The organism is Geodermatophilus maliterrae (assembly GCF_041018925.1).
Lineage (GTDB): Bacteria > Actinomycetota > Actinomycetes > Mycobacteriales > Geodermatophilaceae > Geodermatophilus > Geodermatophilus maliterrae.
The window spans coordinates 1-22,005 of the sequence record NZ_JBFNXQ010000080.1 but is presented as its reverse complement, the minus strand read 5'-3'; the positions used below and the strand labels follow the sequence as shown (position 1 = coordinate 22,005).

Below are 22,005 nucleotides of genomic sequence, written 5' to 3'. Positions count from 1 at the left end.
GTCCCCACGGGGACGCCGGCCGGCCGCCGGCCGAGGAAGGCCACCAGGCGGTCCTCCGGGCCGGCGCCCGGGGGCGGGTCGACGGGCCCGGCGAAGAGGTGGGGGCGGACCGCGTCGTCCACCAGCGACGACGCGGACGCGAGCAGTGCGCCCGCCAGGCCCGGCGGCATCGTGTGCCGCGAGCCGCAGGACGTGGCGAGGTCCCAGCCGTGGGCGGCGATCTCGATCGCGGCGCCGCGTGCGGCGGCCTCCGCCCAGCGGACCTGCTCCCCGGTGGCCGGCCGCGCCCCGTCGCCGTCGGCGTCAGCACACCGAGGAGGTGCAGCAGGCGGTCCGTCGCCACGGCCGCGGGAGAGGTGCCGTCCGATCGTCGGGACGCCGGCACCCGCAGCTCGCCCGTGACGGCGAGACCGGCCAGGCCGTCGGCGGAGTCGGCCAGGTGCAGCACCAGCGTCCGCACGTCCCAGCCGGGACACGGGGTCGGCCGGTCCAGGGAGGCGTCGGTGACCGCGGCCAGGCCCTCGAGCGCGTAGCCGGTGGAGCGGGTGAGCAGCGCGACGGCGGCCGCGAGCGGGCCGCTGCTCACGAGGTCGTGCCGGCACGGACGGGGGCCATCTCCCAGGGCGCCTCGGGCAGGACCTCGCCGGTCTCCAGCAGCGACTTGAGGTTGGCGAGCACGGCCGGCCAGCCGTGCGAGATCTCGCCGAGCGCCGTCCGGTCGGCCAGGTTCTCGTGGGTGACGGTGAGCCGGACGATCCCGGCGCTCGGCTCGATCAGGAAGGTGACCACCGAGTCGCCACCGGCCGGCTCCTCGCCGTCGGCCGCGCCGAAGGTCATGACCAGGCGCCGCGGCGGGTCGGCCTCGAGCACCCGGCCGGCGACGTCGGCGGCGCCGGACCCGTCGGTGCGCCGGTGCTCCCAGCGGCTGCCGGGCTGCCAGTCGGAGACGTTGGCGTGGCCCCAGTAGCGGGCGGTCAGGTCGGCGTCGGTGAGCGCCTGCCAGACCTGCTCGGCGCCGGCGCGGATGTAGGTGACGTAGACGTAGGTGGGGACCGGCTCGGACACGGAGAGCTCCTCTGCTCGCTGACGGATGGCCCGGAGGGCGTCCAGGCGGGGACGGTCGAAGGACGAGATCCAGCGCTCGCCGATCTCGGAGATCGCGGCCGGGTTGAGGAAGTGCAGGCGCTCCCGGCCCCGGCGGACGACGGTGACCAGCCCGGCGCGGACGAGGACGTCGAGGTGCTGGGTGGCCGACTGGCGGGCCATGCCGAGACGGGCGCACAGCTCGCCCAGCGTCTGCCCGTCCTGCTCGCGCAGGCGGTCGAGGAACAGCCGCCGGGTGCGGTCGGCGAGCGCACGGAAGACCGGGTCCCAGTCGACCGTCCCGCCGTCCACGAGCCAGATCATGCAGGCATCTACCTGCATGAGTCAACGCCCCCGTCGGGAGGCCGCCCGGGGTGGGGAGGACGGCGGCCCCCCTGCAGGGTCCCGCCGCGAGCGTGCGAGTGGCGGGGGGCAGGGGGGTCCTTCCTCAGCCGCCGAGGCGCGCGCAGTCGATGGGGCCGAGCTCCACCGGGTCGCCGGGCACCAGCTCGGCCAGCACGATCGCCTGCACCAGCGGGGCGCGCGGGAGGTCGCCGTGGGTCACCTGTGCCGACGCGCAGACCGACTGCACCGCCACGTTGACCGCGCCGTCGAGGCGGGCGGAGTCCGGCGGGGTCACCGTCTCGTCCTGCGCCGTCCACACCGACACCCAGGTCGGCCCGGCCGGCGTCTCGTCGCCGTCGTTGAGGTCGTCGAGCAGCGGGCTGTCGGTGGCCAGCTGCCGGCACGCCTCCGGGCACTGGCCGGGCGCGACGTCGCCGGCGACGTCGGCCAGCGTGGTGCCGTGGTGGGGGGCGCCGAGGGTGAGCACCCGCCGGGCGACGCCGGCCCCGCCGTCGGCGGCCCACAGCCGGGCGATCACTCCCCCCGCCGAGTAGCCGACGACGTCGACGCTGCCGGCTCCCGTGCGCTCCAGGGCGGCGTCGACGGCGGCGTCCAGGACGTCGGCGGAGGCGGCGAGGTCGCCGGTGCCGCCACCGGGGACGGCGACCACGGTGGCGTCGCGGCCCTCGGCGGTCAGCCGGTCGGCCAGCGACGCCAGCGAGCGGGTGGAGCCGCCGTAGCCGGGCACCAGCAGGACCGGCCCCGGCTCCTCCTGCGACACCGGAGCGGTCGGTGCCGGGTCGTCCGCGCGGGCGGACAGCAGCAGCGCCGTCGCGGCGACGGCGGCGGCGGCGACCAGCGCGAGCAGCACCAGGACCAGGCGGCGGCGGGCGGGGGCGAGGCCGGCGAGCACGCTCCCACTGTCCCCGGTCTCGCCCGGAGTCGGCGGTGCTGGTGGACTGCGCCGGTGGGAGCGCGACCGTGCTGAGCCGCGAGGAGTACCTCGCCGAGTGGTCGCGCTGGCACGGCGGCACCGACCCGGCGGCCAGCCGGCTCGTGCACGGCTGGCTGTCCCTGGCCTACGCGCTGGCCCGGTCGGTGGCCTGGCTGCCGCCGCTGGCGGCCACCGCGCTGGGTCTGCTGGTGGCGCTGGCCGCGGTGGGCCCGGCGCTCGCGGGCGGGGCGTGGCTCGTCGCGGCGGGGCTGCTGGTCGGGCTGTCGGGGCTGCTGGACTCCCTCGACGGCGCGCTCGCCCTGGCCGGTGGGCGGGCCTCGCGGCGCGGGTACGTCCTCGACTCCGCCGTGGACCGGCTCACCGAGGCCGGGTACGCGGTCACCCTGTGGGTCGCCGGGGCGCCGGGCTGGCTGGCCGCGCTGTTCGGCGCGCTGTGCTGGCTGCCCGACTACCTGCGCGCCCGGGCCGGGCAGGCGGGCGTGGCCGAGACCGGCTCGATCTCGGTGTGGGAGCGGCCCACCCGGGTGGTGATGACCGCGTTCACCGTGGGCGGGGCCGGGGTCGTCGCCACGACCGGGCTGGCGGAGGCGGCCGGGGTCGCCGACGGCCCGGCGGTCGTGGTGACCGCCGGGGCCGCCGTGGGCGCCGTCCTCGGGGTGGTGGGCACCGCCCAGCTCGGGTTCTCGCTGCGGCGGGCGCTGGGCGACTGACCGGTCACCCACCGGGAGGGCGCCCCCGCCGGGTGTCGGGCTCCCTGCTGAGCTGCCTAGTGTGGGCCTGCGCCACCGTCCCGGGCCGCCGTGCGGCCGTCGCTCCGCCGCGGGTCCCGCCGCCGTCCGTCCCCCACCGTCCGAGGAGCCCCCGTGCCCGTCGTCGTCACCGGCTCCATCGCCACCGACCACCTGATGACCTTCCCGGGCCGGTTCACCGACCAGTTCGTCGAGGGCCAGATGGAGAACGTCTCGCTGTCGTTCCTGGTCGACGACCTCATCCAGCACCGCGGGGGCGCCGGCGCGAACATGGCCTACGGGCTGGGGCTGCTGGGTCTCTCGCCGGTGCTGGTCGGCTCGGTGGGCAGCGACTTCGCCGACTACGACGCCTGGCTCACCCGCCACGGGGTGGACACCCGGGACGTGCGCTGGTCCGAGCTCAAGCACACCGCGCGGTTCGTGTGCACGACCGACGCGGTGAACAACCAGATCGCGTCGTTCTACTCGGGCGCGATGAGCGAGGCCGGCCAGATCGAGCTCGCGCCGGTGTGCGACCGCGTCGGCACCCCCGACCTCGTCGTCATCGGGCCCAACGACCCGACGGCGATGGTGCGCCACACCCGCGAGTGCCGGGAGCGCGGCATCGCCTTCGCCGCCGACCCCAGCCAGCAGCTGGCCTGGGCCGACGGGGCGATGATCCGCGACCTGGTCGACGGCGCCGACCTGCTGTTCACCAACGAGTACGAGTCCGCGCTGCTCATGCAGAAGACCGGTTGGGACGCCGGCGAGATCCTGGGCCGGGTCGGCACCTGGGTGACCACCCGGGCGGCCAACGGCGTGCTCGTCCGCGCGGCCGGGGCCGACCCGATCGAGGTCATCGCCGTCCCCGAGACCAAGCCGGTGGAGCCCACCGGCGGCGGCGACGCGCTGCGGGCGGGGTTCATCGCCGGCCGCACGTGGGGGCTGGGTCTCGAGCGGGCGACCCAGCTCGGCTCGGCGGTGGCCACCGAGGCCGTCGAGGTGGTCGGCACCCAGGAGTACGAGCTGCGCCGCGAGCCGTTCCTCGAGCGGTTCGCCGCGGCCTTCGGCGACGACGCCGCCGCCGAGGTCGCCGCCCACCTGCCCGGCTGAGCACACCGTCGGCGCACCGGCCCCCGACGTCCCGGCGTGCGCCGGGCCCTGCCACGGCGACCCGTGCCGCTAGCCGCCGCGGACCTGCTCGCCGATGCCCGGGTCGGCTGACCACGTCGCGTAGGGGATGCGGGGGATGCTCTTCACCTCGCCGATGGTCGACCACTCGTTGCCGCCGAGGCGGGCCAGCGGCCGGAGTTCCTCGATGCGCGGGCGGCCGTCGCGGACGGCGCTCTCCCACACGCTGATCCACTCGACCCGGCCGAAGACGACGGTGCTGTCGCCCAGCCGCAGCGTCGAGTGCAGCGTGCACTCGATGCTCACCGGCGACTGCGCCACCCGCATCGCGGCGACGCGCTCGCTGGGCTCGAGCCGCACACCGGCGTGCTCGGCCTCGCTCTGGTCGGGCGGGAAGTCGGTGCCGGTGGCGTTGGCCTGCTCGAACAGCGCCTCCGGGACGAGGCTGACGGTGAAGTCGCCGGTGGCCTCGACGTTGTTCAGCGAGTCCTTCCGGCCCACCGAGGTGAACTGCACGATCGGCGGCTTCACGCAGGCCACCGTGTAGAAGGAGTGCGGCGCCAGGTTGTGCACCCCCTCGGCCGAGTGGCTGCACACCCACGCGATCGGCCGCGGGACGACGACGGAGTTGACCACCCGGTAGAAGTCGCGCGGGGCCATCGCCGCGGGGTCGAAGGTCGTGCGGGCGGGCGAGTCGGGCGAGGTCACACCCCATCCTCGCCCGCCCGGGCGCCGGTCACCCGCCGACGGGTCGGCCGCGCCAGGTGAGCGTGCCCCGCCGGTGCCCGGCCACCGACCCGGCCAGCAGCACGTCGAGGGCCAGCAGCGACACCGGGTGGGCCAGCGCGTCGGGCCACACCCGCCCGCCGGTCGCCGCCGCGCTCACCGCCCGCCCGGCCACCCCGGCCAGGTACCCGGCCAGCCCGGCCCGGGAGCCGCGCAGCGCGGCCAGGGCCGGCAGCACCCCGACGGCGGTCAGCACCGCGGCCGCGGCCAGGCCGGCGGCCGGGGAGCCGCCGACCGAGGCCCACAGGGACTTGCCGTAGCCCTCCCGCATCGCCGCCCACCCGTCGTACATCCGGCACTCGGCCAGCGCGGCGCCGGCAGCGGGGACCGCGCGGCCGCCCGCCCGCTTCACCGCGCGGGCCAGCGCGACGTCCTCGACCACCTCGTCGCGCACCGCCGCGTGCCCGCGGGCGCGCAGGTACCCGCGGCGGGTCAGCGCGAGGAACTGGCCGTTGGCCGCGGTCAGGGACGGCCGCGGCGAGCGCTCGGCGGCCCGCAGCGGCAGCGTCGTCATCCACAGCCACGGCGACAGCGGCTGCACCAGGCGCTCGGCCAGGGTGCCGGCCACCGGCCGCGGCCACGGCGAGACCAGGTCGAGGCCGTGCGCGTCGAGCAGCCACACCGCGGCGGCCACCGCGTCGGGGGTCAGGCGGACGTCGGCGTCGACGAAGAGCAGGACGCCGTCCTCGGTCATCGTCTGCGCGCCCACCCAGCAGGCGTGTGGCTTGCCCAGCCAGCCCGCCGGCGGGGGAGGGGCGGTCACCAGCCGCACCCGCGGGTCGGCGACCGACCGGACGACGTCGGCGGTGCCGTCGGTGGAGCCGTCGTCGACGACGACCACCTGCAGGAGCGGCACGCCGCGCGAGGCCAGGACCGCGGCCAGGCAGCCGCCGACCTGCGCCTCCTCGTCGCGCACCGGGACGACGACGGTGACCGGCCGGGTCACCTCCGGCGGGTCGGCCGGGGGACGGCGCAGCAGGCGGGCGTTGACCGAGGCGTGCGCGGCGCCGGCGACCGCCAGCCCGGCGAGGACCCGCAGCGCCGGACCGCTCACGGACGGCGGGCCTGCACGGCCAGGGTGGCCAGCACCGGCACCGACAGCGCCGCGCCCCAGGCCGCCGAGCCGGGCAGGTCCAGCCACAGCGCGTGGGCCAGCGCGCCGCCGAGCACCATCCAGGCGATCACCAGCAGCGGGGCGGCCACGGCGGCCCCGGAGCCGGCGCGGGGGCCGCCGGGCAGCGCGGTGCGGGCGACGACGAGGTCGAGCAGTGTCATGAGCACCAGGCCGGCCAGCAGCCAGCCGCCGAGGTTGGTCAGCGGCACGGTGTCGATGCCCGGCAGGCCCGGCTGCGGCCGCGCCCAGGTCCAGTAGCCGGCCTGCACCAGCTGCGGGTCGAGGACGACGTCCCAGGCGGCGAACACCGCGGCGGCCACGACGACCCGCGCGGCCCGCTGCCGGCCGGGCCGGACCCGGCGGGTGAGCACCACCGCCAGGACCCGGCTCGGCCAGGCCATCATCAGCCAGGCCAGCGGCACGAGGAACGGGACGCGGAGCAGCGTGGGGCCGAGCGCGTCGCTGTAGGCGTAGGGGCCGTAGGGGAACCCCGTGGCCGTCCCCACCGCCTCGAAGGCCACCGCGGCGACGACCACCAGCCCCAGGACCGCGGCAGCGGTGCGGGCGCCGTGCGCGGCCGCCGCGGAGGTCACCGAGACCGCCGAGCCCACCAGCACGATCGTCCAGGACACCGCGTCGCGGGCGGAGCCGTCGGTGAGGGGGTAGGCGATCGCGGCGAGGACGAGCAGCACGGCCAGCACGAGCGGGAGCCGCGCCCACGCCGGCGCGCCGGCCCGCCGGAGGTGCGCCGTCGCGGCGCTCATCGTGCGCGGGCCGTGCGCACCAGCCGGCCGACCGCGCTCTGCACGCGGGCCCGGGCGCGGGGGAGCCGCCCGCGGTCGGCCAGCACCACGCGCGCCGCCGTCCGGCCGGAGTTGCCCGACACCCCGCCGCCGGGGTGGGTGGAGGCGCCGGCCAGGTAGAGCCCGTCGAGGCCGGGCACGCGGTAGCCCGACAGCGCCGGCGTCGGCCGGAAGGCGAACATGCTGGCCAGGCCCATCTCCACGTGCATGACGTTGCCACGCAGCAGCGACAGCTCCCGTTCCAGCAGCAGCGGCGTCTGCACGTGGAGCTGCTGCACCGAGTCGGCGAAGCCGGGCGCGAACCGGTCGACCGCCGCGACCAGCCGCTGCGCCTCCGCCTCGGCGAGGGCGTCCCAGTCGCCGCCGTCGGCGAGGTCGTAGGGGTACCACTGCCCCCACACGGTGACCACGTGCTGCCCGGGCGGGGCGAGGGTGTCGTCGCTCGCGGAGAAGCACATCGCCAGCGGCACCGGCTCGCGCGGCAGCCGGCCGGCCAGCCAGTCGCCGTGCGCGGCGGCCAGCTGCGCCCGGTCGGTGCACAGCAGCTGCAGCCCCTGCGCGGAGACGGCGGGGTCGACGCCGGGGTAGGCGGGCAGCGCGTCGGTGAGCGCGCGCAGCACCAGCCCGAAGCCGTTGCCGACCGGGGGTGCGGCGTCGGCGAGCGCCGCCGGGGCGTGGTCGCCGGCGAGGTCGCGGGTGGCCAGCACGTGGCAGGCGGCGACGACGACCGGGGCGTGCACCCGCCGTCCCGACGTCGTCTCGACGCCGGTCACCCGGCCGTCGTCGACCAGCAGCCGCGCGGCGCCGTCGCCGAGGGTCACCCGGCCGCCGTCGGCCTCCAGCCGGGCGCGCAGCGCCTGGGTCAGCCCGCCGGAGCCGCCCACCGGGTGGCCCGGGGGGACGTCGTGCAGCAGCGCCACCCAGGCGACCATCGCCGCGGTGCCGGGCTCGGACATCGGCGGGCCCGACTGCGCGCCGAACCAGGCCAGCGCCGCCTTGAGCCGCTCGCTGCTGAACCAGCGGTCGAGCAGCGCGTCGCCGGAGCCGAGGAAGTCGACGGCCAGGTCGCCGCCGGGTGTGCGCGGGCTGTCCCCGGTGGGCGCTCCGAGCGGCCAGAAGGCGCGGGCCAGGCCCAGGGGGGTGGGCCGGCGGCCGAAGGAGTCGACGACGGCGCGGCTGCGCGGGCCCCACACGCCGACGAAGCGGCGGTAGGCGGCGGCGTCGTCCTCGCCGCAGGCGGCGGCGATCGACGCGCAGGTGGCGTCGAGGTCGACGGAGAAGACCAGCGGGCGGCCGTCCGGGCCGGGGTCGCCGGGGGCCGGCGCGGGGGCGAACCCCCACGGGTCGCAGTCGAGGTAGCGCAGCCCGGCTGCTGCGAGGTCGAGCTCCTCGACGACGCCGCTGTGCCGGACGATGACGTGGGCGCTGGAGCCGCGGTCGACGCGGACGCCGGGCCAGCGCTCGACGGTCGACACCGCGCCGCCGAGCACCTCGTCGCGCTCGACCACCTCGACGGCCAGGCCCGCGCGGGCGAGGTAGCAGGCGGCGACCAGCCCGTTGTGACCCGCGCCGACGACGACGGCGTCGACGCTGCGGTCGGGCTCCGGCACGCCGGTCAGGACGCGCTCGCGCGCAGCGGGAGCCGGGCGCCGAGGATGGCGAAGGGGCGGGCGTCGCCGGGGAAGTGGTGGCCGCGGGCGAGGTCGACGAACCCGTCGGCGTGGTACAGCCGGAAGGCCTTGGTGTCCGCGTCGGGCGTGGACAGCAGCGCCGCCGGCGCGGGGACGCCCTCGACCAGCGCGTGCAGCAGCCGGCGGCCCAGGCCGCGGCTCTGCGCCTGGGGGTGGACGTGCAGCTCGCACACCTCGAACGCGCCGGGCAGCCAGCGCTTGGCGGTGCGCCGGTCGAGCGCGGCGCGCACCTGGTCGTGCCACCACTGGCCGGGGGCGATGAGGTAGCCGTAGCCGAACCCGACCAGCTGCTCGCCGTCGGGGGTGGCGGCGAACGCGCCGACGGCCCGGAACCCCGGGCGCTCGGTGTGCTGGACGGCGTAGCCGTAGCGACCGGCCACCACCGAGGCGTCGTAGCCCATCGCCTCCCCGTAGATGGACAGCGCCTCGTGCATGTGGTCGCGCAACCACCCGACGGGGAGCTCGGTCACCCGCGTCGCGGGTGTCGTGCCGGTCACGGTTCTCTCCTCGCTCACCGAACCACCACCGCGGGGTCCGGGGTGGTCGTGGTGCTCACGGTCGTGGTCCGCGCGGCCTGCGTCGGCCCGTCGCCGACCTCGGCGGCGGTGCCGGCGGTCAGCCGCAGCAGCTCGTCGTAGCTGGTGGGGAAGACCGCGGACGGGTGCCCAGCCGCGGCCCAGACGCGCTCGTGGCGGGCCAGCTCGACGTCGACCAGCGTGCCGATGGGCGCGGGGTGGCCGAGGGGGGCCACCCCGCCGATGGGCTGGCCGGTGTGTGCGCGGACGAAGTCGGCCGAGGCGCGGTCGACGCGGGGGACGCCCAGCAGCGTGGCGACCCTCCTGACGTCGACCCGGTGGGCGCCGCTGGTGAGCACCAGCAGCGGTGAGCCGCCGACGTCGAACACCAGACTGTTGGCGATCGCCCCGACCGGGACGCCGAGCGCGGCGGCGGCCTCGGCGGCGGTGTGTGCGCCCGACGGGAGCTCGTGGACCCGCCCGCCGGCGCCGGCCTCGGCGAGGAGGTCGGCGAACGCGGCCACCCGGGGGTGGGTGGGGCGGCTCATGGGGTCGATCCTGCCACCGCTGTCGGTGCCTCGCCGTACCGTCCGGCGCGCACGGAGGGGGAGGGACCGGGACGGTCCTCCTCCCGGGCGGGTCCCGCTTGACGCGACGGGCGGGGTCGGGTGTACTCGACTCGTTCGAACAGGCGTTCGAACGGCTGGCCACCGCTCCCGGGACCTTCCCCGCCCGGGCGGAGGCCGGCCGGTCAGGAGCACGGGGTGGGGAGTCGGGCATGAGCCGGGTGCTGGGTGAGGTCGGCGAGCGGGTCGGCGAGGAGGTGCGGGTCGAGCGGGGGCCGCTCGGCCCGGCGCAGTTCTGGCGCGGGCAGTGGCGGTACGTCGTCGGCGAGCTGCTCGACTCGTGGGTGGAGACCGCGCCCTGGTGGCAGCGGCCGGCCGACCTGCCCGGTGGTGCCTCGGCCGACCTCGTCGCGCCCCGTGAGGTCTTCCGGGTCGAGGCGGTGCGGGCCGGGCGCTCGCGGATGAGCTTCGCCGGGGTCTACGACCTGTGCTGGGACGCCGCCGACAACCGGTGGTCGCTCGTGCGGGTGCACGACTGATGGGCGCCGCGCACGCCATGGCCGACCAGCTGCCCCTCCCGCCGCCGCTGCCGGCGGCCGCGGCCCAGCTGCTCGACCAGGCCACCCGGGCGCTGGGCGAGGCCGCCCGCGCCACCGACGCACGCGAGCGCTACGCCACCGCCCACCTCGGCGCGCTGCGCGCCGCCGCTGCGGTGCTCGCCGCCCGCACCCGGCCGGAGAGCGGCCGCCGCCGGCCGCGCAGCGCCTGGGTGCTGCTCGAGCAGGTCGCCCCGGAGCTGGGAGAGTGGGCCACCTTCTTCGCCGCCGGTGCCGCCAAGCGCGCCGCGGCCGAGGCCGGGCTGTCCCGCGCGGTGACCGAGCGCGAGGCCGACGACCTGGTCCGCGACGTCGGCGCCTTCCTCACCGTGGTCGACGACCTGCTCGGCCGCACGCCCGAGCCGGCTCCGCGTCCGCGGGTGGTCGGCGGCACCGCCCACCGTCCCGTCCGCGGGCGGTGACCGGCGACCCCTTCGTCCACCTGCACGTCGCCTCCGGGTACTCCCTGCGGTACGGGGCCAACCACCCTGCCGACCTGGTGGCGCGCGCCGCCGAGCACGGCATGACGGCGCTGGCGCTGACCGACCGTGACGGCCTCTACGGCGCGGTGAAGTTCGCGCTCGCCTGCCGGTCGGCGGGGCTGCGACCGCTGTTCGGGGTCGACCTCGCGGTCGCCCCTGCGGTGGACACCGCCGTGCCGCCCGCCCGGGCACAGGTGCTGGGCGACGACGACGAGCTGTCCGCGCGCAGGGCCGCACGCCAGGGCGCGGGTGGGCGGGGCGCGGATGGGCGGGGCGCGGAGGGGCGGGGCGCGGGTGGGCGGGGCGCCGCGGGACGGGCGACCCCTGCCCGGCGCAGCCCGGTGCGCGGTGGGGCGAGCGTCGACCAGCGGCTGCCGCGGGTCACCTTCCTCGCCCGCGACGGCGCCGGCTGGCGGTCGCTGTGCCGGTTGACCAGCGCCACGCACCTGCGCGGCACCCGCGGGGAGCCGGTGGCCTCGCTGGCGATGGCCGCCGAGCACGCTCCGGGCCTGGTCGCGGTGCTGGGGCCGGACTCGCCGGTGGGCCGGGCGCTGGCCGCCGGGCGGGCCGACGTCGCCTCCGCCCGGCTGGCCGCCTGGCGCTCGGTGTTCGGTCCCGGCTCGCTGGTGGTCGAGCTGGTGCACCACCGCGGCCGGGGCGACCGCTCCCGCGCGCAGCGGCTGATGCGCTTCGCCGCCGAGGAGGGCGTGCCGGTGGTGCTCACCAACGCCGTCCGGTACGTCGACGCCCTCGACGCCCCGACCGCCGACGTCCTCGACGCCTCCCGGCGGCTGGTCGCCCTCGACTCCCGGCACGTCGACCGGCGCACCGCGGAGGGGTACCTGAAGTCGGGCAAGGAGATGGCCGAGGTCGCCGGGGACCTCGCCGGCCCGGACCGCGACGCGGCGCTGCAGCTGCTCGAGCGCACCGCCCGGCTGGCCGAGCAGTGCGCCGTCGACGTCGCCGGCGACCTCGGCGTGGGGTCCGTCCGCTATCCCGAGCTCGACGTCGTCACCGCGCCCGGCGAGCGGGGGATGAGCCCGTCCCAGGTGCTGCGCGACCGCTGCGAGGCGGGGCTGGGCCGGCGGGGGATGGCGGCCACCGGCGGGGTCACCCGGCGGCTGGACGACGAGCTGGCCGTCATCGACTCCCTCGGCTACCCGTCCTACTTCCTCACCGTCGCCGACGTGGTCGACCTCATCAGGAGCCTGCGGGTCCGCGCGGCGGCCCGGGGGTCGGGCGCGGGCAGCCTGGTGACGTACCTGCTGGGCATCTCCGACGTCGACCCGATCCGCTACGGCCTGCTGATGGAGCGGTTCCTCTCCCCGCTGCGCCACCAGCTGCCCGACGTCGACATCGACGTGGAGTCCGCCCGGCGGATGGAGGTCTACGACGCGGTCATCGACCGCTTCGGCGCCCACCGGGTCAGCTGCATCTCGATGATGGACACCTACCGGGTCCGGCACGCCATCCGCGACGTCGGCGCCGCGCTCGGGTTGCCGCCGGCCGAGGTCGACGCCGTCGCCAAGGCCTTCCCGCACATCCGGGCCAACCAGGTGCACGCCGCGCTGCGCGACCTGCCGGAGCTGCGGGCCAGCCGGCTCGGCTCGCGCCGCGGCGGCGGCACCGGCGACCTCGACCTGCTCTTCGACCTCGTCGCCCGGCTCGACGGCCTGCCCCGGCACATCGCGCTGCACCCGTGCGGCGTGCTGCTCTCCGACGCGACGCTGCTCGACCGCACGCCGGTGGAGAGCAGCTACCTCGGCTACCCGATGAGCCAGTTCGACAAGGACGACGTCGAGGAGCTCGGGCTGCTCAAGCTCGACCTGCTGGGCATCCGGATGCAGTCGGCGATCGCCCACGCCCTCGACGAGGTGGCCCGGGTCGACGGCGAGACCGTCGACATCGACGCGATCCCGCGCGACGACCCGACGACCTTCGAGCTGATCCGCAGCACCCGGACCCTCGGCATGTTCCAGATCGAGTCGCCGGGACAGCGCGAGCTGGTCGGCAAGTTCGGGCCCGAGACGTTCGAGGACATCGTCATCGACATCTCGCTGTTCCGGCCCGGCCCGGTGAAGAGCGACATGGTGACGCCGTTCCTCCTGGCCCGGAACGGCTGGCGGGAGCCGGTCTACCCGCACCCCGACCTCGCGCCGTACCTGCGGGAGACCGCCGGTGTCGTGGTCTTCCACGAGCAGGTGCTGCAGATCGTGGCGCAGATGACCGGCTGCGACCTCGCCCAGGCCGACGAGGCGCGCCGCGCGCTGGGTGACAAGGAGCTGCACCCGGAGGTGCGGGCCTGGTTCATGCCCGTGGCGCTGTCGCGCTACCCGGTCGAGGTGGTCGAGCAGGTGTGGGAGGTGCTGGTCGCCTTCGGCTCGTTCGGCTTCTGCAAGGCCCACGCGGCGGCGTTCGCGCTGCCCACCTACCAGTCGGCGTGGCTGAAGACCCACCACCCCGCCGCCTTCCTCGCCGGGGTGCTCACCCACGACCCGGGCATGTACCCGAAGCGGCTGATCCTCGACGACGCCCGCAACTTCGGCGTCCGGGTGCTGGGGCTGGACGTCAACGCCTCGGCCGGCGTCTACCGGGTGGAGCGGCTGGCCGGGTCCGACCGGCGGGAGGACTGGCGCCCACCGGAGTGGATGCCGCCGGCGATGCGCGACCCGTCGGCCTACGGGATCCGGCTCGCCCTCGCCGACGTCAAGGGCATCTCCGAGGAGGAGGTCGAGCGGATCGTCGTCGGGCAGCCGTACCGGTCGCTCACCGACTTCTGGACGCGGGCGTCGGTGTCCCGCCCGGTGGTCGAGCGGCTGGTGCTGGCCGGCGGCTTCGACTCCCTGTACGGCTTCGGGGTGCGCGACCGCGAGGCCGGCCGGCCCACCCGCGCCCGCGGGTCGGTGACCCGCCGCGACCTGCTGCTGCAGATCAGCGAGCTCGACCGGTGGAGCCGCAGCGGGGCCAGGGCCGGCTCGGTCGGGCAGCTCAGCCTCGACCTGCTCGGCGTGCAGCTGCCCGGGGAGCCCGACGGCGACGGCGGCCCGGCCGGGACGGCGCTGTCCTGGAGCGCGGGGTCCGGACTGCCCGAGTTCACCGACGCCGAGCTGGTGCGGGCCGAGCTGGAGGTGCTCGGGCTGGACGCCAGCCGGCACGTCGTCGACTTCTACCGGCCCTTCCTCGCCGCGGTCGGCGCGGTGCCGGCCGGTGAGCTGCTCGGCAGCCGCAGCGGGGCCGAGGTGCTGGTCGCCGGGGTCAAGGTGGCCACCCAGACCCCGCCGATCCGGTCGGGGCGCCGGGTGGTCTTCGTGACCCTCGACGACGGCACCGGCTGTACCGACTCGACCTTCTTCGAGGACGTGCAGGGGCCCTACGCCGCGACGGTGTTCCACTCCTGGCTGCTGGTCGTCCGCGGGGTGCTGCGGCGCACCGGCCCGCGTGGGGTGTCGATCCGGGCGACCGGGGCGTGGGAGCTCCCGGCGCTGCACGAGGCGTGGGAGACCGGCGGGCCGGCCGCGGTGGCCGAGCACATGGCCGCGCCGGGGGAGTACACCGAACAGGCCATCACCGGGGCGGCGGCCTCGCACGGGTCCCGGCCGGTGGTGGTCAAGCCGGTGCTCGTGCACCCGACCGGCTTCCGCATGTCGCCCTACGCCGACATCAAGCCCGCCGGCGACGACGCCGCGACCGCCGCGCGGCGAGCCGCTGCCGCACCGCGCAAGCTCTGGCACTCCAGCCCGGGCAGCCCGGGCCACTGAGGAAGGACCCCGTCCTCCCCACCCCTCGCAGGGCTCAGTGGAGGGACGCCCTGCCCCCGCCCCTCGCGAGCTCGGGGCGGTGCCCGCAGGGCGCCGGGGACGGGGCCGCCGCTGCCCCCCGTGCCGCCGGCCCGTCGGCGCACCGTTCACCGATGACTCCGGCGGCACGACGCGGTCTACTCCTCGACGCCGGCATCCGCGCCCGGCCCCCGAGGAAGAGGACCCGCCATGCCGAAGCAGATCCCGTGCCTGTGGTTCGACGGCCGCGCCGAGGAGGCGGCGCAGTACTACACGTCGGTCTTCCCCAACTCCTCGATCGACCAGGTCACCCGGTACGGCCCCGGCACGCCGATGCCGGAGGGCAGCGCCATGACGGTCGGCTTCACCCTCGACGGCCAGGCCTACGTCGGTCTCAACGGCGGCCCGCAGTTCCCCTTCACCGAGGCGATCTCCTTCCAGATCCACTGCGCCGACCAGGACGAGGTCGACCACTACTGGTCCCGCCTGACCGACGGCGGCGAGGAGGGGCAGTGCGGCTGGCTCAAGGACCGCTTCGGGGTCTCCTGGCAGGTCGTCCCCGTCGAGATGTTCGCGCTGCTCGGCGACCCCGACCCCGGCCGCGCCCAGCGGGCCACCGAGGCGATGCTGCAGATGCGCCGGATCGACGTCACCACCATCCGGGAGGCCGCCGACCGCGTCCCCGCCTGAGACGGCCCCTCTGCAGGGCCCCGCTGCGAGCCTGTGAGCGGTGGGGGCGGAGGGGTCCTCCAGCCGCCACTAGGCTCCGACGGGTGCCGCCGACTGCCCCCGCTCCGTCCTCCGGCGAGCAGCTGCCCGTCCGCACCGCCGCGGTCTGGGCCGCGCTCGACCCGGTCGTCGGCGCGGGGACGCAGCTGCGGGTGCTCGACGTCGGCGGCGGCAGCGGCGTCTTCGCCGTCCCGCTCGCCCGCCTCGGCCACGAGGTCACCGTCGTCGACCCCAGCGCCGACGCCCTGGCCACCCTCCAGCGGCGCGCCCAGACCGCCGGCGTCGGCGACCACGTGCGGGGCCTGCAGGGCGACGGCGACCTGCTGCACGAGCTCCCCCTCGGCAGCGGCCAGCCGGGGACGGACGACAGCGGCGGCTACGACCTCGCGCTGTGCCACTCGGTGCTGGAGGTCGTCGACGACCCCTCGGCCACCCTCGACGAGATCACCCGCGCGCTGCGCCCCGGCGGCCAGGTGAGCGTCGCGACCGCCAACCGCGCCGGCGCCGTCCTCGCCCGTGCACTCGGCGGCCACCCCAAGGAGGCGCTGGCCCTCCTCGAGGACCGCGACCCCGCGCCCGGCCGCACCCGCCCCGCCCGCCGCCGCTTCGGTCCCGACGACCTGCTCGCCCTCGTCACCGCGGCCGGCCTGCGGCCGGGAGAGTGGCGCGGCGTCGCGGTCGTGAGCGACCTGCTCGACGCCGCCTCCGGCGCCGACCCGGAGGCCGTCCGCCGTCTCGAGCTCGCGCTGGCCGGCACCTCGCCCTACCGCGACGTCGCCACCGGCCTGCACGTCCTGGCCACCCGCCCCTGATGTCCTCTCCGGGTCGGCCCCGTCCCGGGTCCCGCCGTGAGCTCGCGAACGGTGGGGAGGACGGGGTCCTGCACCTGCTGCCGCCCGACCTCACCCGCCCCGCCTACGGCACCGCCACCCTGGCCGACGTCCTGCCGGGCGTCGCCGCCGCCCTCGGCGCCCACGTGGACCGCGGCGACCTGCCGCCCGACCCGCTCGTCCTCGCGGGGGCCCTGGCCGGCGCCCGCCGGGTCGCCGTCCTGCTCGTCGACGGGCTCGGCGCGCACCTGCTGCGCGCGCACGCCGAGCACGCCCCGGTGCTGGCCGGCCTCGCCACCCCCGCCGGCGACCTCGCCGCCCCCTGCCCGAGCACCACCCCGGTCAGCCTCACCACCCTGGGCACCGGCGTCCCGCCCGGCGGGCACGGCGTGCTCGGTTTCGTCACCGCCGTCCCCGGGGAGGACCGCACCCTCAACCACGTGCAGTGGGCCGACGACCCCGACCCCGCGGTGTGGCAGTCCCGGCCGACGGTCTTCGAGCAGCTCGCCGCCGCCGGCGTCCCGGTCACCGCCGTCGCGCCCTACGCCTACCGGGGCTCGGGCCTGAGCACGGCGGCCTACCGCGGCGCCGGCTACTCCGGCACGGTCGGCGCCGGCGACCTCGCCGCCGTCGTCCTGCAGTCCCTGGCCGCGGCGCCCACCGGCCTGGTCTACGGCTACACCCCCGAGCTCGACCTGACCGGGCACGTCCGCGGCGTCGACTCCGAGAGCTGGCGGCTGCAGCTGGCGCTGGTCGACCGGCTGGTCGAGCAGGTGGTCACCGGCCTGCCCGACGACGCCGCCCTGCTGGTCACCGCCGACCACGGCATGCTCGACGTCCCCCCGCACACCCGCGTCGACCTCGACGAGGAGCCCGAGCTGCTCGACGGCGTCGCCCTGCTGGCCGGCGAGCCGCGGGCGCGCTACGCGCACGCGGTCCCCGGTGCCGCCGACGACGTCCTCGACGCCTGGCGCGGGGTGCTCGGCGACCGCGCTTGGGTCGCCAGCCGCGAGGAGGCGGTGGCCAGCGGCGTCTTCGGCGCCGTCGACGACGGCCTGGCCGCCCGCATCGGCGACGTCGTCGCCCTGGCCCGCGGTCCCTGGGCCATGACCGCCGGCCTCTCCGAGCCCGGCCCGAGCCGGCTCGTGGGCTACCACGGCTCGCTGACGGACGCGGAGCTGGCGATCCCGCTGCTGCTCGCCCGCGGGCGGGCACTCGGCTAACGAGCCGCGGTCACCGACAGCGCCGTCCACACCCGCGGGTGCGCCGGGTGCAGCGCCCGGCAGGTCAGCTGCGCCGCCTCGTCGGAGGGCCGGCTCTCCACCCGGACGACGACGTCGCCGTCGGGGCCGGCCAGCACCACCTCGAACCGCTCCACGCCGGCGGCCTCCTCGGCGTCCGAGCCGGGCAGCCGGTGCGAGGCGCGCAGCGGCAGGTCGTCCACGCCCAGCAACCCGAGCTGCTCCCGGGCGGCCTCCTGCGCCGCCTGCGCCGGCATCGGCAGGCCGGCCCGCCCGCGCAGCCAGGGCAGCGCCACCTGCCCGCGGGAGTGCGCGGCGACCAGGTCGGCGCCGTCGCCGGGGACCTGTCCGTAGGCGAAGCCGTGCGGCAGGACGAGCACGTTGCCGGCGAACCGGCAGCCGCCGAGGTGGCTGCACTCCCACACGTCGGCCGGGCCGGGGGCGGGCAGCGCCCGGGCCAGCGGCCGGCCGCGCAGCGCGCAGCAGGCGTCGTGCTGGCCGTGCGTGCACACCAGGTAGGTGGGACCGTCGGCCCGCTCGCCGACCGACCCGTCCCACGGGACGTCGAGCAGGTCGGCGTCCTCGGCGCGCACCGACCACCACAGCCCCTCGTGGCCGGGACGGCCGTCGGCGTAGGCCCAGCGGCGGCCGGAGTCGGCCAGCCGGTCGCCGGGACGGCGGACCAGCAGCACCCGCACGCCCTCGGCCCGCGCCCGGGAGGACAGACGGGCGGCCACACCCGCGTCGAAGCGGGACTGGGTCAGCGCGTCGCGGCCCCACGGCCCCGGTTGCTCGACCAGCAGCCAGCGCTGCGCCGGCCCGGCCGTCGCCTCGGGGGAGTCGCCCCGCGTCAGGGCCGTGACCGAGCAGCGGGTCGCGTCCAGCCGGCCCACGCGGGCAGCGGACGGGACCGACCCGCCGGGACGATCGGCCGGCGCGGCGCTCACCCGGGGCAGGGCAGCGGGCTCACGACCCGGTCCCGAGGGCGTCGGCACGCTCCCCATCGTCCCCGCCGGCGTCCGTCGCCGGGGCGCCGGGAGCGTGCGGGCCGGGCTCCGGGGCGGTGGCGGGGACGCCGTCGACCGCCCCGCCCGCTCCGTGCCCGCCGGGGAGGGAGGCGTCGGCCACCACCGCGACCGACTCGGTGACCAGCCGCCGGGCGAGGGTGAGCCGGTCGTCGGCGTCGAGCCCCGGCAGGTCGGCCACCTTGAGCTCCCCGGCGGCCAGCAGCTCCGCCAGCGCGGGCCGGGTCGTGGCGGGGAACTCGTGCCGGCGGCGGCCGCCGAGCAGGACGACCCGATCGTCGGAGGCCCGGTCGTCGGAGGCCCGGTCGCCGGAGACAGGGTCGTCGGGAGCAGGACGCAGGGTGCAGCGCAGCCGACGGCGCAGCCGCAGCACGGTGTCGGGCGAGAGCGCCGCGGCCGCGGTCGCCTGCGCCAGAGGGGCGACCGGCTCGGGGCGCACCTGCCCCCAGGTCCGCTCGCGCACCCGGTCGGCCACCTGATCGGGGTCGACCCGGTCCAGCCACTCCTTCAGCGCGCCCACCACGGTCGCGACGTCGTCGCGCAGGGTCGCGAGGTCGGCGAGGTCCAGGCCCACCGGCAGCGAGCGCCGCAGCTCCCGGTCGTCGGCGGCCAGCACCCGCACCAGGTCCAGCGCCTGCTCGGCGGCCGCCCAGCGGGTGACCGGGTGGACGCCGATGGTCAGGTGCGCGCTGGTCTGCCCCAGCGCCACCGCCGAGTGCAGGTAGCCGCGGGGGAGGTAGAGGGCGTCGCCGGGGCGCAGCACGGCGTCGACCACCGGCTCGCGCTCCGCGGCGGCGGCCACCGCGGCCGCGCGGTCGTTCCACGGCTGGGTGCGCAGCGGGTCGGGCAGCACCGGCTCGTGGATGCGCCAGTGCTTCTCGCCGGCCACCTGCAGCACGAAGACGTCGTGCACGTCGTAGTGGGGGCTGAACCCGCGCGAGGACGGCGGGGTGACGTAGGCGTTGACCTGCGTGGGGTGCCCCAGGTCGGCGGCCAGCTGGTCGGCGAACTCGATCAGCGGCGGCCAGAGCCGGTGCAGGCCCTGCAGGACGACGGTGCTGCCGTCGGCGAACAGCCGCAGCACGGCGTCGGAGGAGACCTGGTCGGCGATCTCGGCGCCGGCACCACCGGAGGTGGTGAACCGCTTCGGGTCGACGACGGCGCCGTCCTTGGCGATGCGGATGAACGGGGTCCGCAGGCCGCGCCGCGAGAGCAGCTCGTCGACGTCGGCCAGGGTGAGCAGGTCGGAGAAGGACTCCCCGGTGTCCTCGGCGCGGGCCAGCAGCGGACGGCGGGACCAGTGCTGCGCGGCGAAGACCTCGGGATCGAGGTGCGTGCACCGGCGCAGGGCCGGGCGGAGGTCACCCCCACCCGGCCCCACGGCGGTCGGGTCCTGGCTCAGGCCGAACCGTCCGCGCCGCCGTCGGCACCGCCGTCGGCCCCACCGTCCGAGCCGCCACCGGCCGCACCGCCGTCGGCCGGGCCGTGGCCGGCGCCGCCGTCCGCGCCACCGTCGGCACCGCCGTCCTGGTGGCCCGGCGTGCCCTCGCCCGCGCCGCTGTCGGCCGGACCCTCCACGCTGGTCATGTCGTCGTCGTCGAGCGCCATCGAGCTCCTCCGGATCCGGATGGGGACCGTCCGCCGGACGGCGGTCGGTCGTGTCCCACCTACCTCGATCGGCGCCGCGCCACACATGCCCCGACCAGCCGTTTCGGGACACGCCACGGCACCTCGGACGACACCCCCCCCGATGACGCGCCGGGTGCCCGGGCGGGCCGCTACCCTCCTCCGGTCGGTCCGAACACGTGTTCGAGGGAAGGGGTGTGCGTGACGCCGTCGCGGGGGCGGGCGGAGGGGTGCAGCGTGCTGCACGTCGACATGGACGCCTTCTTCGCCAGCGTGGAGGTGCGCCGGCGCCCCGAGCTGGCCGGCACGCCGGTGGTCGTGGGCGGGGCCGGCAACCGTGGGGTGGTCACCTCGGCCACGTACGAGGCCCGGGCCTACGGCGTGCACGCCGCGATGCCCACGGCCCGGGCGCTGCGGCTGTGCCCGACCGCGACCGTGCTGCCGGGGGACATGGCGCTCTACGCCGAGGTCTCCCGGTCGGTCATGGCACTGTTCCGGTCGGTGACCCCGCTGGTCGAGCCGCTGTCGCTGGACGAGGCGTTCCTCGACGTCGCCGGGGCCGGGCGCCGGCTGGGCGACGCCGCGCAGATCGGCGAGTACCTGCGCGCCCGGGTCTACGACGAGCAGGGCATCACCTGCTCGGTCGGGGTGGCCGGCACCAAGTTCGTCGCCAAGCTCGCCTCCACCCGCGCCAAGCCCGACGGGCTGCTCGTCGTCCGCCCGGCCGAGGTCATCGACTTCCTGCACCCGCTGCCGGTCGGCGCGCTCTGGGGCGTGGGCGCCAAGACCGAGGAGGTGCTGCTGCGGCTGGGGCTGCGCACCGTCGGCGACCTCGCGCACGTCCCGGCCCGCACGCTGCAGCGCGCGGTGGGGCACGCCGCGGGCAGCCACCTGCACGAGCTGGCCTGGGGGCGCGACCCCCGCCGGGTGGTGCCCGACGAGCCGGAGCGGTCGGCCGGGCACGAGGAGACCTTCGGCACCGACGTCGACGACCCCGCCGTCGTCCACCGGGAGCTGCTGCGGCTGTCCGAGCGGACGGCGGGCCGGCTGCGCGCGGGCAGCTGGCTGGCCCGCACGGTGAGCATCAAGGTCCGCTTCGCCGACTTCACCACGATCACCCGCAGCCGCACCCTCGGCGTCCCCACCGACGTCGGGCAGGAGCTGTACGAGACCGCCCGCGCCCTCTTCGACGCCCTCGGCCTGGACCGGGCCCGGATCCGGCTGGTCGGCGTGCGCGCCGAGCGCCTGGTGGAGGCGGGGTCGGCACCCCGCCAGCTCGAGCTCGGTGCCCGCGAGCACGGTCGCCGCGACGCCGAGCTCGCCGCCGACCGGGCCGCCCGCCGGTTCGGTGCCGGCGCCGTCCGCCCGGCCACCCTCCTGCACCGCGACGGCGACCGCAGGGTGCGCGACGGCCCCCCGCGAGAGTGATCACGAGGACCTCCCGGCGGGTCGCGGCGCACTCGCCTTTCGCACCCCGCAATCGGCTCGTATCCTCGTTGTCACCGCCGGGTAGAGACCGGCGGTATTGGCTCCGCCCACCTGGAGGTCTCGGTGCCGCTCTCCGAGCACGAGCAGCGACTGCTGGAGCAGATCGAGCGCGCCCTCGTCGACGACGATCCCAAGTTCGCCTCCTCCGTCCGCACGGGTGACCGCAGGCTCAAGGCCCGGCGGAAGTTGCAGCTCGGTGCGCTGCTGGTGCTGGTGGGGCTGGCCGTCCTCGTCGGTGGCGCGGTCGCCCCGTCCGTCCCGCTAGGGGTCCTCGGCTTCCTGGTGATGTTCGGCGGGGCCGCCCTCGGTGTCCTGAACTACCGCTCCGCCACCGGCGCCGTCGAGCCCGGCCCGGCCGGCCCGGCCGGCTCGGCCGGCCCGCGCGGTGGCAGCACGGCCCGCGGCCGGGGTGGCAAACCCCGCCGCCAGCCGCTGAAGAACCGGCTCGAGGAGCGCTTCCGCCGCCGCTACGACCAGTAGCCGCACACCCGTCGC

The 22,005-nt window shown here is 77.3% G+C and carries 22 protein-coding genes; 10 read left to right on the top strand and 12 right to left on the bottom strand.

Annotated features, from left to right (window positions below; all coding sequences use genetic code 11):
- The 3 genes from ABQ292_RS19995 to ABQ292_RS19985 all read right to left on the bottom strand — a co-directional run.
- A partial coding sequence (locus ABQ292_RS19995; protein WP_369209470.1) for a maleylpyruvate isomerase N-terminal domain-containing protein occupies nt 1-586 on the bottom strand: 586 nt, incomplete at its 3' end.
- Entirely contained in the window at nt 583-1,407 is an 825-nt protein-coding gene (locus ABQ292_RS19990; protein ID WP_369209469.1) for an ArsR/SmtB family transcription factor, read from the bottom strand. The genes ABQ292_RS19990 and ABQ292_RS19995, both read right to left, overlap by 4 nt.
- A 124-nt stretch (nt 1,408-1,531) precedes the next feature.
- A complete protein-coding gene (locus tag ABQ292_RS19985) occupies nt 1,532-2,341 on the bottom strand; it encodes a lipase family alpha/beta hydrolase (RefSeq protein ID WP_369209468.1) in 810 nt (269 codons plus the stop codon).
- A gap of 68 nt (nt 2,342-2,409) precedes the next feature.
- On the opposite strand from ABQ292_RS19985, the gene ABQ292_RS19980 reads away from it, so the two are divergent.
- Both ABQ292_RS19980 and ABQ292_RS19975 read left to right on the top strand, forming a co-directional pair.
- The gene (locus ABQ292_RS19980; RefSeq protein ID WP_369209467.1) at nt 2,410-3,093 is read left to right on the top strand and encodes a CDP-alcohol phosphatidyltransferase family protein; all 684 of its coding nucleotides are present in this window, start codon (nt 2,410-2,412) and stop codon (nt 3,091-3,093) included.
- A 153-nt stretch (nt 3,094-3,246) separates the two neighbouring features.
- Complete coding sequence (locus ABQ292_RS19975) at nt 3,247-4,224, top strand: carbohydrate kinase family protein (protein ID WP_369209466.1); 978 nt, start codon at nt 3,247-3,249, stop codon at nt 4,222-4,224.
- Nucleotides 4,225-4,293: 69 nt separating this feature from the next.
- On the opposite strand, the gene ABQ292_RS19970 is transcribed toward ABQ292_RS19975, so the two are convergent.
- From ABQ292_RS19970 to ABQ292_RS19945, 6 genes are read right to left on the bottom strand one after another with little or no spacing between them, the layout of a single operon-like run.
- Entirely contained in the window at nt 4,294-4,950 is a 657-nt protein-coding gene (locus tag ABQ292_RS19970) for a flavin reductase family protein (protein ID WP_369209465.1), read from the bottom strand.
- 28 nt (nt 4,951-4,978) lie between these two features.
- Nucleotides 4,979-6,082 carry a glycosyltransferase family 2 protein gene (locus tag ABQ292_RS19965; RefSeq protein WP_369209464.1) on the bottom strand — a complete coding sequence of 368 codons (1,104 nt, stop codon included), beginning with the start codon at nt 6,080-6,082 and terminating at the stop codon, nt 4,979-4,981.
- A complete protein-coding gene (locus tag ABQ292_RS19960; RefSeq protein ID WP_369209463.1) occupies nt 6,079-6,906 on the bottom strand; it encodes a carotenoid biosynthesis protein in 828 nt (275 codons plus the stop codon). Before ABQ292_RS19960 ends, ABQ292_RS19965 begins: the two co-directional genes overlap by 4 nt.
- The gene (locus tag ABQ292_RS19955; RefSeq protein WP_369209462.1) at nt 6,903-8,555 is read right to left on the bottom strand and encodes a phytoene desaturase family protein; all 1,653 of its coding nucleotides are present in this window, start codon (nt 8,553-8,555) and stop codon (nt 6,903-6,905) included. Before ABQ292_RS19955 ends, ABQ292_RS19960 begins: the two co-directional genes overlap by 4 nt.
- Nucleotides 8,556-8,560: 5 nt before the next feature.
- Nucleotides 8,561-9,133, bottom strand: a complete 573-nt coding sequence (locus tag ABQ292_RS19950; protein WP_204690575.1) for a GNAT family N-acetyltransferase — start codon at nt 9,131-9,133, stop codon at nt 8,561-8,563.
- Nucleotides 9,134-9,147: 14 nt separating this feature from the next.
- Nucleotides 9,148-9,699 carry a YbaK/EbsC family protein gene (locus ABQ292_RS19945; RefSeq protein ID WP_369209461.1) on the bottom strand — a complete coding sequence of 184 codons (552 nt, stop codon included), beginning with the start codon at nt 9,697-9,699 and terminating at the stop codon, nt 9,148-9,150.
- A 230-nt stretch (nt 9,700-9,929) separates the two neighbouring features.
- Between ABQ292_RS19945 and ABQ292_RS19940 the strand changes: the two genes are divergently transcribed.
- The 6 genes from ABQ292_RS19940 (at nt 9,930) to ABQ292_RS19915 (ending at nt 17,353) form a co-directional block, all read left to right on the top strand.
- Nucleotides 9,930-10,256, top strand: coding sequence for a DUF6504 family protein (locus tag ABQ292_RS19940; protein WP_369209460.1), 327 nt, complete (start codon nt 9,930-9,932; stop codon nt 10,254-10,256).
- Nucleotides 10,256-10,735, top strand: coding sequence for an SAV_6107 family HEPN domain-containing protein (locus ABQ292_RS19935; RefSeq protein ID WP_369209459.1), 480 nt, complete (start codon nt 10,256-10,258; stop codon nt 10,733-10,735). Before ABQ292_RS19940 ends, ABQ292_RS19935 begins: the two co-directional genes overlap by 1 nt.
- Nucleotides 10,732-14,553 (top strand): DNA polymerase III subunit alpha, encoded by a 3,822-nt coding sequence (locus tag ABQ292_RS19930; RefSeq protein WP_369209458.1) that lies wholly within the window; start codon nt 10,732-10,734, stop codon nt 14,551-14,553. The genes ABQ292_RS19935 and ABQ292_RS19930 overlap by 4 nt, the downstream gene beginning before the upstream one ends.
- 228 nt (nt 14,554-14,781) lie before the next feature.
- Nucleotides 14,782-15,261 (top strand): VOC family protein, encoded by a 480-nt coding sequence (locus ABQ292_RS19925; RefSeq protein WP_369209457.1) that lies wholly within the window; start codon nt 14,782-14,784, stop codon nt 15,259-15,261.
- A gap of 83 nt (nt 15,262-15,344) precedes the next feature.
- Nucleotides 15,345-16,112: a class I SAM-dependent methyltransferase gene (locus tag ABQ292_RS19920; RefSeq protein WP_369209456.1), complete on the top strand. Its 768-nt coding sequence runs from the start codon at nt 15,345-15,347 to the stop codon at nt 16,110-16,112.
- Nucleotides 16,112-17,353, top strand: a complete 1,242-nt coding sequence (locus tag ABQ292_RS19915) for an alkaline phosphatase family protein (RefSeq protein WP_369209455.1) — start codon at nt 16,112-16,114, stop codon at nt 17,351-17,353. Before ABQ292_RS19920 ends, ABQ292_RS19915 begins: the two co-directional genes overlap by 1 nt.
- Here the strand turns inward: ABQ292_RS19915 and ABQ292_RS19910 are convergent.
- From ABQ292_RS19910 to ABQ292_RS19900, 3 genes are read right to left on the bottom strand one after another with little or no spacing between them, the layout of a single operon-like run.
- The gene (locus tag ABQ292_RS19910; RefSeq protein ID WP_369209454.1) at nt 17,350-18,318 is read right to left on the bottom strand and encodes a ferredoxin family protein; all 969 of its coding nucleotides are present in this window, start codon (nt 18,316-18,318) and stop codon (nt 17,350-17,352) included. The genes ABQ292_RS19915 and ABQ292_RS19910 overlap by 4 nt on opposite strands.
- A gap of 19 nt (nt 18,319-18,337) precedes the next feature.
- Complete coding sequence (locus tag ABQ292_RS19905) at nt 18,338-19,777, bottom strand: cupin domain-containing protein (protein ID WP_369209453.1); 1,440 nt, start codon at nt 19,775-19,777, stop codon at nt 18,338-18,340.
- Nucleotides 19,778-19,794: 17 nt separating this feature from the next.
- A complete protein-coding gene (locus ABQ292_RS19900; RefSeq protein WP_369209452.1) occupies nt 19,795-20,004 on the bottom strand; it encodes a hypothetical protein in 210 nt (69 codons plus the stop codon).
- Nucleotides 20,005-20,259: 255 nt separating this feature from the next.
- Between ABQ292_RS19900 and dinB the strand changes: the two genes are divergently transcribed.
- On the top strand, nt 20,260-21,450 hold the full coding sequence (gene dinB / locus ABQ292_RS19895) for a DNA polymerase IV (protein ID WP_369209451.1): 1,191 nt from the start codon (nt 20,260-20,262) through the stop codon (nt 21,448-21,450).
- 123 nt (nt 21,451-21,573) lie between these two features.
- Nucleotides 21,574-21,990: an SCO2097 family morphological protein gene (locus tag ABQ292_RS19890; RefSeq protein WP_369209450.1), complete on the top strand. Its 417-nt coding sequence runs from the start codon at nt 21,574-21,576 to the stop codon at nt 21,988-21,990.
- Nucleotides 21,991-22,005 lie beyond the last annotated feature (15 nt).

What these genes read in the sequence shown, in the direction of transcription:
- ABQ292_RS19935 (WP_369209459.1), top strand. Translation starts at nt 10,256, where the DNA reads ATGGGCGCCGCGCACGCCATGGCCGACCAGCTGCCCCTCCCGCCGCCG.
- ABQ292_RS19990 (WP_369209469.1), bottom strand. Translation starts at nt 1,407, where the DNA reads ATGATCTGGCTCGTGGACGGCGGGACGGTCGACTGGGACCCGGTCTTC.
- ABQ292_RS19960 (WP_369209463.1), bottom strand. Translation starts at nt 6,906, where the DNA reads ATGAGCGCCGCGACGGCGCACCTCCGGCGGGCCGGCGCGCCGGCGTGG.
- ABQ292_RS19940 (WP_369209460.1), top strand. Translation starts at nt 9,930, where the DNA reads ATGAGCCGGGTGCTGGGTGAGGTCGGCGAGCGGGTCGGCGAGGAGGTG.
- ABQ292_RS19945 (WP_369209461.1), bottom strand. Translation starts at nt 9,699, where the DNA reads ATGAGCCGCCCCACCCACCCCCGGGTGGCCGCGTTCGCCGACCTCCTC.
- ABQ292_RS19915 (WP_369209455.1), top strand. Translation starts at nt 16,112, where the DNA reads ATGTCCTCTCCGGGTCGGCCCCGTCCCGGGTCCCGCCGTGAGCTCGCG.
- ABQ292_RS19925 (WP_369209457.1), top strand. Translation starts at nt 14,782, where the DNA reads ATGCCGAAGCAGATCCCGTGCCTGTGGTTCGACGGCCGCGCCGAGGAG.
- ABQ292_RS19900 (WP_369209452.1), bottom strand. Translation starts at nt 20,004, where the DNA reads ATGGCGCTCGACGACGACGACATGACCAGCGTGGAGGGTCCGGCCGAC.